We start from the raw sequence: 15997 nt of genomic DNA, 5'->3' as shown, positions 1-15997 counted from the left end.
CCCCGTCCCTCCGGGTGGAGGGGCGGGGGCCGCCGGGTCGTGCGGGGTGGATCAGACCTGCAGGGCCTTGATCGCGGTCGGGGCGTGGCCCGGCTCCGTCGCGAGCTCCTCGAACTCGGTGACGTCGCTCATGTCGACCGTCTTGCTCATGGCGATGTTGGTGATGCGCTCCAGGATGGCCTCGACGACGACCGGGACCTGGTGCTCCTGGGCCAGCTTCTTGGCCTCCTCGAAGGCCTCGCCCAGCTTGTCCGGGTCGGTGACGCGGATGGCCTTGACGCCCAGGCCCTCGGCGACCTTGACGTGGTCGACGCCGTAGACGCCCAGCTCGGGGGTGTTGATGTTCTCGAACTCGAGGTTGACCTCGAAGTTGATGCCCAGGCCGCCCTGCGCCTGACGGATCAGGCCCAGGTAGGCGTTGTTCACGAGGACATGGACGTAGGGGACCTTGTGCTGGGCGGCGACCGCCAGCTCCTCGATCATGAACTGGAAGTCGTAGTCGCCCGAGAGCGCGACGATCGGGGTCTCCGGGTCCGCGGTGGCGGCACCGATCGCGGCCGGGATGGTCCAGCCGAGCGGGCCGGCCTGGCCGCAGTTGATCCAGTTGCGCGGCCGGTAGACGTGCAGGAACTGCGCGGCGGCGATCTGGGAGAGGCCGATGGTGGTGACGTAGCGGGTCTCCGGGCCGAACGCCTTGTTCATCTCCTCGTAGACGCGCTGCGGCTTCAGGGGGATGTTGTCGAAGTGCGTACGGCGCTGCAGGGAGGCCTTGCGGTCCTGCGCGGAGGCGGCCCAGGCGGAGAAGTCGGGCAGCTTGCCCTCGGCCTTCAGTTCCTTGGCGATCTCGATGAAGAGCTCCAGCGCGGCCTTGGCGTCGGAGGCGATGCCGAAGTCCGGGGCGAAGATCTTGCCGATCTGGGTCGGCTCGATGTCGACGTGGACGAACTTGCGGCCCTTGGTGTAGGCCTCCAGGTTGTACCCGGTGTGACGGTTGGCCCAGCGGTTGCCGATGCCGAACACGAAGTCCGACTCCAGGAACGTCGCGTTGCCGTAGCGGTGCGCGGTCTGCACGCCGACCATGCCGGCGGCCAGCTCGTGGTCGTCCGGGATGGTGCCCCAGCCCATCAGGGTGGAGATGACCGGGACGCCCGTCAGCTCGGCGAACTCGACCAGCAGGTCGGTGGCGTCGGCGTTGATGATGCCGCCGCCGGCGACGATGAGCGGGCGCTCCGACTCCAGCAGGAACTGCAGGGCCTTGGCGGCCTGGGCGCGGGTGGCCTGCGGCTTGTAGACCGGCAGCGGCGCGTAGGTCTCCGGGTCGAACTCGATCTCGGTGAGCTGGACGTCGATCGGCAGGTCGATGAGGACCGGGCCGGGGCGGCCGGAGCGCATCAGGTGGAAGGCCTCCTGGAACACGCCCGGAACCTGGGCGGCCTCCAGGACCGTGGTGGCCTTCTTGGTGACCGGCTTGGCGATCGAGGCGATGTCGACGGCCTGGAAGTCCTCCTTGTGGAGCTTCGAGACCGGAGCCTGACCCGTGATGCACAGGATCGGGATCGAGTCCGCGATCGCGGAGTACAGGCCGGTGATCATGTCGGTGCCGGCCGGGCCCGAAGTACCGATGCAGACACCGATGTTGCCCGCCTTGGCGCGCGTGTAGCCCTCGGCCATGTGCGACGCGCCCTCGACGTGGCGGGCCAGGGTGTGCGCGATGCCGCCCACGTTCTTGAGCTCGCGGTAGAACGGGTTGATCGCAGCACCGGGGACACCGAACGCTTGTTCGACACCCTCGAGCTTGAGGATCTCCACTGCAGCGGCGGCGGCTGTCATACGAGGCATCGAGTTCTCCTGCGGGTCTGGCGGTCAGGCTTTTCCGTAATCCGGAAGTTTTGTTCTGCTATACGGAACAAGCTAAGCGGCGGCTCCTTCGACGTCAAGGCGGTGGGGGAGCCCGGATGGCACCAAAAGCCGCATCTCGGTCGCCGACTTGTGCAAATCACTGATCCACCGGCGGGAAACCCCTGGAAATGGCGGGCGACCTCCCCCCGGCGGTCGCCCGTGGTGGAGCATGGACCTACGCACAGCGACGGAGGGGGTCCAGGTCTCATGGCGGAAGCGGTACCGGTGCGCTGCCCGGCGTGCCTGCGCGAGAACGGCTACACCGCTCCGGTCTTCCCCTGCGCCTGCGGAAGCCCGGTCCATCCCCCGCTGGACCTGTCGGCACCGCCGGTTCAGCTGACCCACCGCACCTGGTCGGAGACCTGGGTGGCGGTGCGCTGCGCGGCCTGCGGGCGGGAGAGCGAGTGGCCGCACCCCGAGCTGGGCTGCGGATCGTGCGGGACGGTGGTGCTGATTCCGGTGCACCCGCTGGAGTGGCCGGCCCCCGGGAGCGGCGGGGCCGGGGGTATGGGGACCCCTGCCGGCCCGGCAGGTCCGGCAGGTCCGGCAGGTCCGGCGGCGCAGCCGGGCCGGCAGGGTCCGGCCGACGGGGCCGCGGCCGCCGGCCGGCCGGATCCCGGCACCGCCGGGCGCGGGCCCGCGGGCGGGCCCCCGGCTCACATTCCGCCGCCGCCCGCCGCACCGGTGCCGCGGCCCGCGTTCCGGCCGGTGACCATCCGTACGGCGCGCGACGCGGTGGCCACGGCCGCGCTGTACCTGCGCTGGCTCGGCTTCCGGGACGTACGGCAGCCCGACGGGCGCCCGATCCCCTCGGCGGCCGTGGACCTGCGGGCTCCGGGCCTGGTCGCCCAGGTGGACCCGACCACCGCACCGGCCGGACTGCGGGCGGTGGAGTGCGTCTGGCTGAACGGGCTCACCGCCTCCGCGACCAGCGTCTACTTCGCGCTCGCCGGGTACACGGAGGACGCCCGGACGCGGGCGGACGATCTCGGGATACCGCTGTTCGTCATGGACCTGACGGGCATGCCGCAGCCGGTCAACGACCCGGCGGACGCACTGGTCGGCCCGGACGCCTGAGCGGCGGGCGGGAGCCCCTCGCCATCGCCGCCGTGATCACGTGATTCGGCGTGATCGCCATGGTCCGCGTATTCGCCATGGTCGGCGTGATTCGGCGTGATCGGCGAGCTACCCCCTAAGCTCGTAGGCATTGCCTACTGCCTGCCCAGGAGAGCCCGATGAGCCTGTACGACATCCCGCTGACCACGCTGTCCGACGAGCCCACCAGCCTCGCCGCCCACAAGGGCAAGGCGATCCTCCTGGTGAACACCGCCTCCCAGTGCGGCCTCACCCCGCAGTACTCCGGACTGGCCCGGCTGCAGTTCAAGTACGAGGAGAAGGGCTTCACGGTCATCGGCGTGCCCTGCAACCAGTTCGGTGAGCAGGAGCCCGGCAACGCCGAGGACATCCAGACCTTCTGCGCGGCCGGCTTCGGCGTCACGTTCCCGATCCTGGAGAAGTCCGAGGTCAACGGGGAGAACCGGCACCCGCTCTACCAGGAACTGGTGAAGACCCCGGATGCCGACGGCGAGGCCGGCGACATCCAGTGGAACTTCGAGAAGTTCCTGATCTCCCCCGCCGGCGAGGTCGTGGCGCGCTTCCGCCCGCGCACCGAGCCCGAGGCCCCCGAGGTCATCGCCGCGATCGAGGCGCACCTGCCCGCGTAAGGCCCCGGTAGGGAATCCGTACGGACGCCGGTACGGGCTGCTGCGCGGGGCCGGCGCCCGGACCCCGGGGCGCGCAACAGCCCGGGGACCGGTGCGCAGCAGCCCGGGGACCGGTGCGCAGCAGCCCGCGGCGCTCCGCTCAGCCCAGGTCGGCCTCGTTGTACTCCCCTTCCGACCCGGCCGCGGTGAGCGCCCTCAGCTCCACCCGGCGGATCTTGCCGGAGACGGTCTTCGGCAGCTCGCCGAACTCGATGCGGCGGATCCTCTTGTACGGGGACAGCACCGCGCGGGAGTGCTCGAACAGCACCCGGGCCGTCTCCGGCCCGGGCTCCCAGCCTCCCGCGAGGGTGATGTATGCCTTCGGGACCGCCAGCCGGAGCTCGTCGGGGGCCGGGACGACGGCGGCCTCGGCCACCGCCTCGTGCTCCAGCAGGGCGCTCTCCAGCTCGAACGGACTGATCTTGTAGTCCGAGGCCTTGAACACGTCGTCGGAGCGCCCGACGTAGGTGAGGTACCCGTCGGCGTCGCGCGCCGCGATGTCACCGGTGCGGTAGAGGCCGTCCGCCATGGCCTCGGCGGTGCGCTCCGGATCGTCGCGGTATCCGGTGGTCACCCCGGCGGGCCGGACGCGCAGGTCCACGCACAGCTCGCCCTCGTCTTGGGACTCCTTGCCGGTGAGCGGGTCCAGCAGGACGATCTCGTAGCCGGGGGCCGGGCGGCCCATGGAGCCGGGCTTGACGGGCACCCCGGGGAAGTTGCCGACCTGGAGGGTGGTCTCGGTCTGGCCGAAGCCGTCGCGGATGGTCACGCCCCAGGCCGCGCGGATCTTCTCGATGACCTCCGGGTTGAGCGGCTCCCCGGCGGCGACGGCCTCGCGCGGCGGGACGGCGAGCCGGGTGAGGTCGGACTGGATCAGCATCCGCCACACGGTGGGCGGGGCGCAGAAGGTGGTCACGCCGTGCCGGTCCATCTCGGCCATCAGGCGCTCGGCGTCGAAGCGGGTGTAGTTGTGGACGAAGACGGTGGCTCCGGCGTTCCAGGGGGCGAAGAGGTTGGACCAGGCGTGCTTGGCCCAGCCGGGCGAGGCGATGTTGAGGTGCACATCACCGGGGCGCAGCCCGAGCCAGTACATGGTCGAGAGGTGCCCGATGGGGTACGAGGCGTGCGTGTGCTCGACGAGCTTGGGGCGGTCGGTGGTGCCGGAGGTGAAGTACAGCATCAGCGGGTCGGTGGCGAGGGTCTCGCCGTGCGGCGTGAAATCGCCGTCGGCGGCCTCCATGTCCGCCAGCCGCAGCCAGCCGCCGGGGACCCGGTCGCCTGTGGCGATCCGGGTGTAGTCGCCCGGCACCTCGTCGAACTTGGCCGTGTCCACGCCGCGCGCGATGACATGGCGCACCTGGCCGCGCTCGACCCGGTCGCGCAGGTCGGCCGGGCCGAGCAGGGGGGTGGCGGGGATGACGACGGCGCGCAGCTTCATCGCGCCGAGCATCACCTCCCACAGCTCTTGCTGGTTGCCGAGCATGACGAGGATCCGGTCGCCCGGCGCGACGCCCTGCTCGCGGAGCCAGTTGGCGGCGGCGCCGGACCGTACGGCGAGCTCCGCGAAGGTGAGGCTCCGGCTGGTGCCGTCCTCCTCGACGATCCGCAGGGCGTCGGCGCCGTTCCCGGTGGCGATGTGGTCGAACCAGTCCAGGGCCCAGTTGAAGCGGTGGGGCCGGGGCCAGGTGAATCCGGCGCGGGCGGCCTCGTAGTCACCGCGGCGTTCCAGCAGGAAGTCCCGCGCGGCCAGGAACTGGGCGGTGGCGCTGCTCTGCGTGCTCTCGGTCGTCATGACAGGCATCGTGCCGCGTTCGGTGTACGGACCACCAGTGCGGCGTCAGCCGGGAGTTGACCGCTCGCGGGGCCCGCGCACGTCAGGGATTGATCACCGCGAACCGTACGGACGGCGCGCCGGCCGCGTCCTGGTCTCCCATGGCGGCGATCAGCCGCTCCCCCTCGGCGACGACCTCCTCCTTCGCCGCCTTCGGGACCGGGTCGAACAACTCGACGGTCAGCACCCGGCCGTCCAGCTTCCACAGGCCGGCGAGGAACCCGTCCACGAGCAGGGTGCAGTGGGCCTGGTTGCCGGTCCAGGTGCGCCCCTTGATCTCGGGGGCGACCACGCGGGTGCGGTCGGCGTGCGAGAGCAGGAGGTTGTCGAACTCGGGGAGGAAGCGGGGCGGCGCCGGGGTGTCCGCATCGGGGCGGGGGGCGTCGGGGAGGTCGAAGAGCTCCACCCCGTTCGCGTCCTGGAAGACGAGGAGGTCGGGGCGCAGCCGCTCGAAGGCCTCGCGCAGCCGGGTCAGCCCGGCCCAGGTCTGCATGTCCTTGACGGAGGCGGGCCCGAAGGCGGCGAGGTAGCGCAGCACGACCTCGTCCACGGGCTGCGCCGCACCGGCGGGCTGTCCCAGCCAGTCCTCCACGGTGGTGAGCCGGACCTGCCCGCTGCGCCCCCACACCCCGCGCGGGGTGACCTGGACCATCGGCAGCAGGCAGCGGGCGGCGACGGACAGCGACTGCGGGTCGGCGTCGGGCCAGTCCCGGAGCAGCTCCTCGCGGATCTCGCCCATGGTGCGCGGCTCGCTCCCGACGAAGGCGCGGGCCCGCCGGGCGAGCCGGTCCAGGTCCACGCCCGCGAGTCCCTTGCGGAAGTAGTTGACCTCGCGGTCGCGGGCGGGCTGGACGAGCGGGCGCAGGGTGAGGGCGTCGTGGGCGGTGTGGGTGTGGATGGTGGAGCGCATGGTGACCATCCGGACGACGTCGCGGGACTCCATGAGCCCGGCCAGCTCGGCGGGCCGGAAGCCGGCGAGCCGGGCGTGCAGCTGGAAGTAGGGCGGCTTCACGTTCTGCGCCTGGAGCCCGAGGAGGTGTGCGACGGCGTCCTGCGCGGACATCTCGGCGCGGCTCAGCAGCAACTGGCGGGCGAGCGTGGCACGGTTCAGAGCGCGGGTGCCGAGTACGGGGTATGTCGTCCTGGAAGCCATGACAGCACGCTAGCCCGCCTTGCGGACAGGTGTTGTCCTCAACTCCACACCGGTACAGGGAGCCGGCGAACCAGAACCGCGCGACGCGCGACCCGCGACCCGTGACGCGCGACCCGCGGCCCGCGGCCCGCGGCCCGGCCGGAAGCGCCCTTCCCCGACACAGCCGACCCTTTTCCCCCTATATCCTGTCAGCTCGCTCCCCCATATACGACCCGATCAGACCGGGTTGGCGCGCTCCCAGGCATCCAGGACATCGGCGGGGATACGGCCGTGGGGGCGTACTTGGTAGCCGTTCGCGCGTGCCCATTCTCGGATGCTGTCGGTGCTGACCGCGGGTCTGGCCGGAGGCTCGGAGTAGTCGATGGCGGGCGCCGTGGAAGGGGCGAAGGTGATGGGAGGGTCGAGGAAGTCCTTCGGGAACTGCGGGACGGATGTTTCTCCGCTGAGGACCGATGCGAGAAAGGCAGTGAGGGTGCCGTTGTAGGTGTACCAGAGGGGGCCGCGGGCTTCGTTGACAGCGATGCGCCAGCTGTCGGGGGCGTCTTGGGGATCAGTGATCCAGAACAGATACTCGCCGTTGGAGGTGACCCCGATGGCGAACAAGTGCTGAGGGTCGTAAGGGACGGGGTGGGTGCCCTGGTCGTAGTCACGCTGGAGATGCCCGCGGATTCGCGAGGGCATGGGTCCGGTGAGGTTGACCCAGGGGGTGTTCGCCCGTGGGTGGTAGATGTTGATGTAGTCGCTGTAAATCCCTGGCCCGTACGTGGCCGCGAGCTGTTTGTAGTCCTCGGGGAGGCGCACGCCGAGCTCCGCTTCCACGGTGCTCCAGTCGATCGGGAGCTGCAGTGCGGCCGGCGGCGGGCAGAATCGGGTCAAAACAGTGAGGTCGGTCATTCGATTCCTTGCTGGCGGCGGATCACCTGGGCGGCGGCGTCGGGATTGAGCCGGCTCGTTCCCAAGTGGAAGCCATCCTTGCCGTTGGCCTCCAGCTGGATCCACTTCGGCACGGAGTCTGCTCTGTTGTCGGGGTAGTCAAGGTAGACGCTGTACTGGACAGTCTGCCCGGGGACGTTGTTGGCCGAGTCCCCGAGGACCGCGTTGTAGACCCTCTGTTCGTCGTCCCGCATGTCGGGGGAGTTCGTCGGGTCCTGGGTGATCGTGAAGAGATTGTCCAGGATGTCGCCGGAGCCCCCCAGCATCCGCGCGAGCATGTGGCCGCGGCCCTGGTTGTGGTCGATGCCGTGAACGAAGCCGGGCGGCCGAAGAGAGTTCCGCGCGTGGGTACCCTCGTCGAGCATGTCCCGCGTGATCGTGGCGTGCATTTCGTAGACGCGACCGTGTTCGTCACGGACGAAGACGACTCGCCCGCCCCACGTCGGATCTGCCTCGCAGCCGGCCAGACCGAGGGGGTCCCACAGAGTGAAAGGATTGGGGACGTAGCCGTAGTGGTTGGGTGACGGTGCGAGACCCAGCGGGTCGGGACTGATGTACCGCCCTGTGGTCGGGTCGTAGTACCGGTTGAAGTTGTAGTGGAGCCCTGTTTCCGGGTCAAGGATCTGGCCTGGATAGCGAAGAGGTGTGTAGGCACTGGCGTCACGGTTCCACTGGGTGGCGCCCCAGACGGTACTGCGCGCACGCCAGGCAATCGAACCGTCGGGGGTGACCAGGGCGGCGGGGGTACCCGACAGATCAGCGACGATCGCGAAGAACCGGCGGTCGATTTCCTGCTGGTCACTGTCCCTCTTGATCTCCCGCTGGGCCAGAGGGAACAGGCCGGTGTAGTCCCACACCTTGATGGTGAAGCCATCGTCCAGCTCCGCGATCTGCGCGCCGTCCCAGTCATAGGTACACCTCCAGGCGACAGTGCCGTCGTCGGTGAGGCGTTCCTTGGCGATCCGTCGGCCCATCGCGTCGTACTCGTAGCGCCAGACGGCTCCTTCCGGCGACGTGACGTGAGTGAGCCGGTCCTCAGCGTTCCAGGTGAACGTTGTGGTGAGGACCTTGCCGCTGAGGGTGGTGGTCGTGCGCTCGACAAGCCGACCCTGACCGTCGTACGTGTACCGGGTGCGTCCGGAACGGGTGAGGCGGGTGCCGGTGTAGGAGCGGCTGCCCGTGTCCTCCTGGCCGGGTGTGCCGCTGGGAAGCTGGGCGTCCGTCTGGTCTCCGGTGGTGGTGTACGCGTACTGCTCACTCCATCCCGGGGCCTGGACCGCGGTAATGCGTGACGCGGAATCGAGGGTGTAGCCGCGGTGACCGAGGAGGCTGTCGTCGATGACAGTCGGCGAACCGTCGGCCTGGTACGTGAAAGAGCGTTCCATGAGTTCGGCGCCCAGCGCGGTCAGGGACTGGTGGCTGATACGCCCGACCGCGTCCCATTCCTGGTGCAGGGTGAGGGCTCCGTCGACGGTGCGGGCCCTCTCACGCCCCATCGGGTCACGGTCGAACTGAAAGACGTGCTCACCCGTGGTGTACGAGGCCAGGCCGCTCTCGTCGAACGCGAGCCGGCTTACAGCGCCGGAGGGGGTGCGACGGTAGGTACGCCTTCCCTCGGCGTCGTACTCGAAGGCCATGGTCCGTCCGTTGACGGTTTCGGCCAGCAGTCGCCCGGCGGAGTCGTGCTCCCACACGATGTCCGCGTGGGCGTTGGACACCCGGCATGCATGGCCCTCGGGGCCGAAGGAGAAGACGGAGGCGGAGCCGTCGTCGTGGAGCAGGCGTACCACCCGGCCGAGCGCGTCACGCTCGAAGCTGAGGCTCTGGCCGACCGCGTTGGTTCGCCGGATCAGGCGGCCGACGGCATCGTGCGCGTACGTCAGCGTGCGGCCGTCGAAGTCCGTCTCGGCGACGAGACGCCCGGCTGCGTCGTAGGTGTATGTCCAGTGCCGGCCTGCAGGGTTGGTGACCTGTGTCAGCCGCAGCTCGGTGTCGCGGACGTACTGGTAGCTGCCTCCGTCCCCGCCGGTGGTTGCCGCGGTGCGGTCGAAGTGGGTGACCGTGTAGCTATGCGTGCGACCCATCCGGTCGGTGTGTGCGAGCAGGTTCCCTTCGCCGTCCCACTGCCACTCCTCCCTGCTGCCATCGGGCAGCACACGCCAGGACAGGTTCCCTTCGGTGGTCCACGCCTGAGTGAGGGTTCCGCCGAGTGCATCAGTCACACTCACGATGCGTCCGAAGGCGTCCCTGGCGCAGAAGGCTGTCGATCCGTCCGGAGCCGTTATCTCCACGGGCAGTCCGGCGCGATCGTTGACGACCTGAGTAACCAGGCCGGTCGGGGACGTGTACCGGGCCATCGCACCGACAGCATCGAAAGAGCGTTCGGTGCGGTCGCCGGTGGGCCCTACAGCGCTGACGCTGCCGTCCTCGCCGTACACGTACTTGGTACCGGATCCCGCCCCGCTCGATCACCTCTGTGGGACGGCGTGCCGAGTCGTAGGCAGCGGTGGTGCGCTCCGAGTCCGGGGCGGTCATGGCGACGATGTCGCCGGCCTCGTTGCGCTCCACTCGGGTGGCATGCCCGAGGGCGTCGGTGACGGCTAGCATCCGGTCGAATGCGTCGAACTCGTAGTGCGTGGTGTGACCGAGCGGGTCGGTCTCCGCAACGACCTGGAGACGGTCGTTGATGTAGAACACCGTTGTGCTGCCGGTGGAATCGGCGTATCGGGTGATGCGGTGGCCCGTCTCAGGGTGCACCTCGCCATAGGCGAACGTCGAGGACATGAAGCCCTGCGGCCCGACGGTCTGGACGACCCGGCCCTCCCCGTCGTACACATACCGGAACGTGGAACTGCTGCGGTCGGTCCAGGAGGTGATCCGGTCCCCATCGTCGTAGGTCAGACGCAGAGGCAACCCGGAGTCGTTGAAGACGGCATCGAGGTTGCCCCGTTCGTCGAAGCCGTACCGGCGCACCTCGACGGGCCCTTCAGGCGTCCTCAGACGCAAGGAGCACACCCGGTGGTCCTCGGTGGTCACCTCGGCCGTGTAGCCGCCGCTGTGCGCGACCGTCGTGGGTGCCCCATCGGGACCGCGGGAGATCGTGATCGTGTTGCCATGACGGTCTTCAACCTCCGTCAGCCAGTAGGCGATGGAAGCAAGGTAAGGGCTGCCGGTGAACGACTTCCGTAGACCAGTGTGGGAGTCGGTAACTGTGTAGGTCGTCTCACCGTCGGCCTCCCCGTCGTGGGTGAGAGGCAGCCGTTCACCTTCCAGGGGGAGGACCGAATCGCCGCCGGGCCGCGGAAGGCGAGGGTAGACAAGCAGGGAGCCGTCCTCGCGGGCCCAGATGGCGCCGGCTCCGACCGGATCGGTTTCTATGCGTTCGTCAAGGGTGGAGGCCCAGCTCCGTCCGAACCACTCGCCGAAGCGGTAGTCGGACAAGTGGGTACGACGCAGGACCAGCGGTAGAGCGCCGGGGAGCGCCAGATCGGTGTGCGGCAGGGTCATCTCGCCAGTAGCGACATCGACAGGGTCGTTCTTGCACGTCTTCTTGGTCAGGGAGACCGCGTTGCGCCGGGGGTCGTCCTTCGCGTCGCGCAGCGAGTTCGGCTTGGTGCGGGAGGAGTCCTCAGATTTTCGGTAATCGACCGGGCGGCCCTTGCCAGGACTCTTGTCGCCTCCGCCGGAACCATTCTTCTTCAGCCGGTTGAAGCTGTCGTGGATGGAGTCATCGTTCTTCTTGTGGTCGGTGGATATCTGTTTGACGGCCTTGGGGAGGGTCGTGCCGACGTGATCGCCCATCGCCTTGGTTGCCTTGACGAGGGCTGTCATGGCCTTGTCGGCGACGGGGTCGATGGCCTGGGCTATCGAGTCGCGGCCGCGGGTGCGGCCGTGGTGGGACTTGGCCTTCGTCAGGTGCGTTGTCGTCTTGCCGTGAATGTTGGTGCTGACGTTGTTGAGGTGGGTGCCGGCGCGGGCGTGCTCGGAGTGCTCGATGTGGAGGTCGACCAGACCAGTGCCCTTGCTGCCGGCGGAGGAAGTCCCTGCCGAGGCGAGGTGGAGGGCTTCCTTGCCGGACTGGACGCCGTCGTTGAACCCGTCCTTGCCCGCCTGCTTGGCCTGGTCGAGGTCGACGCCGTCCTGGAAGCCGAGGGCCATCGAGCCGAGCTGGACAACGAGGTCGGCGGCCATGCCCTCCAGGGCGGCGACGGCCGGCTCGGTCATCGCGGAGACGATGTAGCCGACGGCCTCCTCGACACACTCCTTGATGAGGCGCTTGACGACCTCCTGGGTCGCGCGCATCGCGGCCGCGCCGAAGAGTGCGGACAGACCCGCGGTGACCGGGATCAGGGAAAGCGCAATGCCGGCCTCGGCGGCAAGGTAGCCGAGCTGGACCAGAGCCGCGTACTTCATGGCCTCGACGGCATCGGCCGCCATATCCATCGCGCCGGCGATGGTGCGGGCCGCGTCCGCGATGTCCCTGAAGTGCTTGCCCTTGACCGTGTTCCAGTGCCGGTTCAGAGCCTCGATCGACTCGCCCTTGCTGGCCGAGAGCAGGCGTTCGACGTGGTTGTTGGCGAGCTGCCCATCGTCCAGCAAGCCTTCGGCGAAGTCACGGAGCGAGTCGGCCATCGCCCGGTAGGCGTCCTCGTCCACATTCGGCCAGGCCACACCGATCAAGTCCAGGAGCGTGTTTGCCCAGTCGGGCACCGTAACAGCCACGCGATGTCATCCCCCATGCGTCAGGACCGACCAAATAATCGAACAGTCGTACCACGCAACCGATCTGATAGGTAATCCGCACCCGTAAATCCGGTCACCACCGGGAACCGGGCTCAGCTGCGCCCAATTGGCAAGTGACTCCGCCGGTCAGAGGTCCGCGAGCGCCTCAGCCCTCCTGCGCGACAGCGACGAGCGCTGGCCGGTGGTGGTCGTCGCAGGCAAATCCACAGATCTCCGTGTCGAGCAGGCCGTCCAGTTCGAAGGCCGCCAGCTTGAGCAGGACGTTCGGCTTGAGGTTGCCGGTCACGGCGGTTGGAATGAAGACCGGGTGGTCGTGCACCGCACGGAGGGCAGCGGTGGCTCTGAGCACCCTGTGAACGAGCAGCGGCACCCAAGCGCGAGCACCGCCATGCAAACAGCGGCCACCTGTTCCTGCCTCGCTGTCATTACGCCGCGTAGCCCGTCGTGGCACACGGATCACAGTCACCAGCGGCGATCCTCCTTCCGAGGCAGCCTCCGCTGGGGAGAATCTGGGGAGAATGAAGCCACGTTGGGGAGCGGCGGGGGAGGATCGGCCGCATCAACAGGCAGGACGGTGAAAGGGTAGGGCTCTCCGCCCCAGGGGGACGGAGCCTCGTCCGGCGCCGGGGGACGCCTGACGAGGAGGCTGCGACCGCAGGGCGGACGCAGCTGGGAGAGGATCGACAGCCTCGGTGCGAAGCCCCGAACACCTCCGCTACCCCTCCAGAGCCCCGTACGCGACGCCGCACCCACAAGCACAGCCGGCGCTCCAAAGTGTGCAGCGTCCGTCTGAACGACGACGAGCACGCGCTCGTCGCGACCGCCGCCAAAGCTGTCGGCGTGACCGTCGCCGGCTTCTTCGCCAAAGCCGCCCTCAACGCGGCCCACGACCCCCACACCAGCGCCGCGGCCATCGCCGGGCGTCGCGAGACCATCATCGAGCTGTTCACCGCCCGCAGGCACCTCGGCCAGATCGGCAACAACCTGAACCAGCTGACCCGCGCCGTCAACTCCGGTGACCGACCGACCGACATCCAACTCGACGCCGTACTCGACTCGGTCCGCCGCGCTTCCGCGCGCGTCCAGGACGCCACCGACCAACTCATCAGCGACTACTAGGACTCACCGCCACGCCCCTGAACCCCACATCAGGATCCCTGCAGACCTACCGCCATCACCTGAAGGTCCGGAGCATGGTGGTGTACACAGGGGCGTCGGGGAACGGCTGCTGGTCGCCGATGTGCTGATACCCCCACCCCTCGTAGAGGGCTTTCACCTTCGGGTGGCCGGGCTCGACGAGCAGCGTGACGCGTTCCTCGGTGCGACCGGCCAGCAGTTCCTCATGGATCCTGTGCGCCAGGCCCGTGCCCCTCCAGGGCGTGCGGACCATGATCTCGAAGAGAGCGAGGGTGCGGGCGCCGTCTTCGCTCGTGTCGGCCTCGGGAAGGGGCTGAAGCATGTGGGCCCACCAGCCCGTGTTCTGGGGCAGGGCCGCGGCGTAGGCGTAGCCGGCGGCCTCGCCACCGTCGTAGGCGACCACAGCCTCCCAGGACGGGCGGGAGGAGTGGCCTGTGAGACGCCCCTCGAAGCGGTCGACGGAGAAGAACGGGTCCTCGCCGATCTCCTTCTCGTACACCTCGGCGTACACGCCGACCAGCGTGGGGCGGATGGCGGGCAGCTGATCGGTGCCGTAGCGGTGAAGGGTGATCTCCGGGGCGGGCATGGTGCTCCTTGTCGCGTGACGGTTCAGGCAGTGCGGGTGCGGTCGTTCCACTGGCGGGTGACGGCGGACTTGGGGGCCGCCTGGTTGAGTGCGGAGGTGAAGCTGCCCAGGAGGTGGGGGACCCGGCCCGCGTCGGCGCCGGTCGGGGCGATGACGCGGGCGGCGGTGGCCACGGCCTGCTCGACGTCGCCCTGCGCGACCTGCGCGAGGGCCGCCTGGGACAGGTAGTAGGCGCGGTTGCGGTGCTGGTCGTCACGGAGGTCCGCGATGCACCGGTGGGCGTAGAACTCGGCCTTCTCCGCTTCGCCGAGCCGGTAGTGGGTGATGCCGGTCAGGCCGTGGAGTTCGCCCCGGGTGTAGAAGGCGACGGAGGACGGACGGGCCTCCGCGGGATCGGCACGGTCGTAGGCACTGTGAGCCCGGTCCAGGGCTCGGAGGGCCCGGGTCTTGTCGCCGAGGCTGGCGGCGGTCAGGGCGATGCGGGAGTGGGTCAGCGAGGCGTAGAACGGGTCGGTGCGGTGCGCCCGGGTACCGGTGCAGGCTTCGGCCGCGGCGAGGGCGTCGGCGTACCGGCCCCGCTGTCCGGCGAGCATGGCGGCGTACCGCCACGTCTGGTGCTGGACCTGTCCGTCTCCGGAAAGCCCTGCGAGGGTGACGGACTGCTCCAGGTAACGCTGGGCCTCCCCCAGCCGGCGGGCGTCGATGGCGGAGAACATGGCGAAGGCCGTGAAGGACGCGGCGACGGCGTAGAGGCGGGAGCGGACGCGCTGGCTGGCGGAACCGTGCTGCTGGAGGCTGAGCGTACGGGCGGCGAGGTCGGCTGCGCGCCTCTCCAGCACGGGGCCGCCACCGTTCTGGTCGTCCAGGAGCCACAGTTCGGCCAGCAGAACGCGCAGGCGATCGACGTCGGAATGCCCGACGGTGGGTCGGGTGGCTGCGGTCGCAGTGCCGGTGGACACGGCGACGGCGGCGCCGGTGGCTACGGAGATGAAGCTTCGACGGCCGAGCACAGGGTCCTCCAGTCGTGCCGAGGGCGTTGTGGGGCGGGGGCGGGCACGGGGTACGAAGCCCAGCTCGGTCGCAGGAAGCCCGAAGACGACCTCCAAGGCCTGCCACTGGCGGTCCTGGGGCGAGCGGTTCTCTCCCGACAGCCACCGGTAGACCGTCCGTTCGGTGACGGCGCCTCGGTGGCCTGTGAGGTCTGCCATGGCGTCGTTGACCTGCTCGGCAAGAGCGCCCGCACTGAGCCCGTGTTCCTTCATCCAGGTCTCTAATTCCGCGTTCCGCTTTCGCACCATGCAGCCACGGTAGGGGTGGGGCTGACGTCCGAGGTAGCGGAGGTCGGGACTTTTCGTCAGTGGTCACGCGAGTAGGCGCGAGCCGATTCGTCATGTCCAACGCGGCTCGGTCGCGGGTTACTTGTCCGCACAGCCGAACTGGCAGCAGCCGGATGGGAGCGGAATCGTGACCGTACTCGCGCACGAAGTGGCAGCAGTACCGAGCGAGGCAGCCACGGTCACCTCCGCCGACCAGGAGACCGCGATCACCTCTGCGACTGCCGCCGTCGCCGGGGACGTCGAGGCCGCCCTCGCCCTGGCCGACCACCAACCGGCCGGGGAAGCGTCCGTCCGGCTGCGGGAGCGGCTGCGCGAGGGCGTCCGCACCCTCGCGGCACCCGCTGAACGGTACGCGGACCTGCTGCCGGAGAGCCGACAGAAGGACATCGCAACCGCCACCGTGCGGTTCGCCCGCAAGGTCGCCCGGGACTGCGGGAGCGATCCGGCGATAGCGCTGCGGCTGCTGGCCAAGTCAGTGGCCCACCTCGCCCGGTACACGGACCTCCTGCGGTCTACCTGAACCGCTTCCGGCGCCGGCCTGCCCGGAGGCGCCGCTACCGGAAGCCCCACCACCTGCCCGGCCCCGGCAGGTGACAACAGCGCCCCACCGACCGT

13 protein-coding genes are annotated in these 15997 nt (G+C 69.4%); 4 read left to right on the top strand and 9 right to left on the bottom strand.

Going from position 1 to position 15997, the window contains the following annotated elements; translation table 11 throughout:
• Nucleotides 1-51: 51 nt before the first annotated feature.
• Nucleotides 52-1830 (bottom strand): glyoxylate carboligase, encoded by a 1779-nt coding sequence (gene gcl, locus ACWGE1_RS06865; protein WP_453419491.1) that lies wholly within the window; start codon nt 1828-1830, stop codon nt 52-54.
• 276 nt (nt 1831-2106) lie between these two features.
• On the opposite strand from gcl, the gene ACWGE1_RS06860 reads away from it, so the two are divergent.
• Nucleotides 2107-2976, top strand: a complete 870-nt coding sequence (locus tag ACWGE1_RS06860; protein ID WP_453419489.1) for a hypothetical protein — start codon at nt 2107-2109, stop codon at nt 2974-2976.
• A 158-nt stretch (nt 2977-3134) separates the two neighbouring features.
• Nucleotides 3135-3623 (top strand): glutathione peroxidase, encoded by a 489-nt coding sequence (locus ACWGE1_RS06855; RefSeq protein ID WP_453419488.1) that lies wholly within the window; start codon nt 3135-3137, stop codon nt 3621-3623.
• A gap of 139 nt (nt 3624-3762) precedes the next feature.
• On the opposite strand, the gene ACWGE1_RS06850 is transcribed toward ACWGE1_RS06855, so the two are convergent.
• From ACWGE1_RS06850 to ACWGE1_RS06825, 6 genes are all read right to left on the bottom strand, one after another.
• Nucleotides 3763-5454: an AMP-binding protein gene (locus ACWGE1_RS06850; protein ID WP_453419487.1), complete on the bottom strand. Its 1692-nt coding sequence runs from the start codon at nt 5452-5454 to the stop codon at nt 3763-3765.
• Between the two features lie 82 nt (nt 5455-5536).
• The gene (locus tag ACWGE1_RS06845) at nt 5537-6646 is read right to left on the bottom strand and encodes a winged helix DNA-binding domain-containing protein (RefSeq protein WP_453419486.1); all 1110 of its coding nucleotides are present in this window, start codon (nt 6644-6646) and stop codon (nt 5537-5539) included.
• A 216-nt stretch (nt 6647-6862) separates the two neighbouring features.
• Nucleotides 6863-7540, bottom strand: coding sequence for an Lsr2 family DNA-binding protein (locus ACWGE1_RS06840; protein ID WP_453419485.1), 678 nt, complete (start codon nt 7538-7540; stop codon nt 6863-6865).
• Nucleotides 7537-9807, bottom strand: a complete 2271-nt coding sequence (locus ACWGE1_RS06835) for an RHS repeat-associated core domain-containing protein (protein ID WP_453419484.1) — start codon at nt 9805-9807, stop codon at nt 7537-7539. Before ACWGE1_RS06835 ends, ACWGE1_RS06840 begins: the two co-directional genes overlap by 4 nt.
• Nucleotides 9794-12301 carry a DUF6531 domain-containing protein gene (locus ACWGE1_RS06830; RefSeq protein WP_453419483.1) on the bottom strand — a complete coding sequence of 836 codons (2508 nt, stop codon included), beginning with the start codon at nt 12299-12301 and terminating at the stop codon, nt 9794-9796. Before ACWGE1_RS06830 ends, ACWGE1_RS06835 begins: the two co-directional genes overlap by 14 nt.
• A gap of 166 nt (nt 12302-12467) precedes the next feature.
• Nucleotides 12468-12671 (bottom strand): hypothetical protein, encoded by a 204-nt coding sequence (locus tag ACWGE1_RS06825; protein ID WP_453419482.1) that lies wholly within the window; start codon nt 12669-12671, stop codon nt 12468-12470.
• Nucleotides 12672-13096: 425 nt separating this feature from the next.
• Here ACWGE1_RS06825 and ACWGE1_RS06820 point away from each other — a divergent pair, with 425 nt between their 5' ends.
• Nucleotides 13097-13441, top strand: a complete 345-nt coding sequence (locus ACWGE1_RS06820; protein WP_453419481.1) for a plasmid mobilization protein — start codon at nt 13097-13099, stop codon at nt 13439-13441.
• Between the two features lie 55 nt (nt 13442-13496).
• On the opposite strand, the gene ACWGE1_RS06815 is transcribed toward ACWGE1_RS06820, so the two are convergent.
• Entirely contained in the window at nt 13497-14045 is a 549-nt protein-coding gene (locus ACWGE1_RS06815) for a GNAT family N-acetyltransferase (protein ID WP_453419480.1), read from the bottom strand.
• 23 nt (nt 14046-14068) lie between these two features.
• Nucleotides 14069-15343, bottom strand: a complete 1275-nt coding sequence (locus ACWGE1_RS06810) for a helix-turn-helix domain-containing protein (protein WP_453419479.1) — start codon at nt 15341-15343, stop codon at nt 14069-14071.
• A gap of 166 nt (nt 15344-15509) precedes the next feature.
• Here ACWGE1_RS06810 and ACWGE1_RS06805 point away from each other — a divergent pair, with 166 nt between their 5' ends.
• Complete coding sequence (locus ACWGE1_RS06805) at nt 15510-15902, top strand: hypothetical protein (protein WP_453419478.1); 393 nt, start codon at nt 15510-15512, stop codon at nt 15900-15902.
• The last annotated feature ends 95 nt before the right edge of the window (nt 15903-15997 follow it).

This window comes from Streptomyces sp. NPDC054932 (genome assembly GCF_053610205.1).
This window is presented reverse-complemented; position numbering and strand designations above follow the sequence as displayed.

Coding starts and splice junctions, on each gene's coding strand:
- gcl (WP_453419491.1), bottom strand. CDS start 1,830: ATGACAGCCGCCGCCGCTGCAGTGGAGATCCTCAAGCTCGAGGGTGTC.
- ACWGE1_RS06860 (WP_453419489.1), top strand. CDS start 2,107: ATGGCGGAAGCGGTACCGGTGCGCTGCCCGGCGTGCCTGCGCGAGAAC.
- ACWGE1_RS06855 (WP_453419488.1), top strand. CDS start 3,135: ATGAGCCTGTACGACATCCCGCTGACCACGCTGTCCGACGAGCCCACC.
- ACWGE1_RS06850 (WP_453419487.1), bottom strand. CDS start 5,454: ATGACGACCGAGAGCACGCAGAGCAGCGCCACCGCCCAGTTCCTGGCC.
- ACWGE1_RS06845 (WP_453419486.1), bottom strand. CDS start 6,646: ATGGCTTCCAGGACGACATACCCCGTACTCGGCACCCGCGCTCTGAAC.
- ACWGE1_RS06840 (WP_453419485.1), bottom strand. CDS start 7,540: ATGACCGACCTCACTGTTTTGACCCGATTCTGCCCGCCGCCGGCCGCA.
- ACWGE1_RS06815 (WP_453419480.1), bottom strand. CDS start 14,045: ATGCCCGCCCCGGAGATCACCCTTCACCGCTACGGCACCGATCAGCTG.
- ACWGE1_RS06810 (WP_453419479.1), bottom strand. CDS start 15,343: ATGGTGCGAAAGCGGAACGCGGAATTAGAGACCTGGATGAAGGAACAC.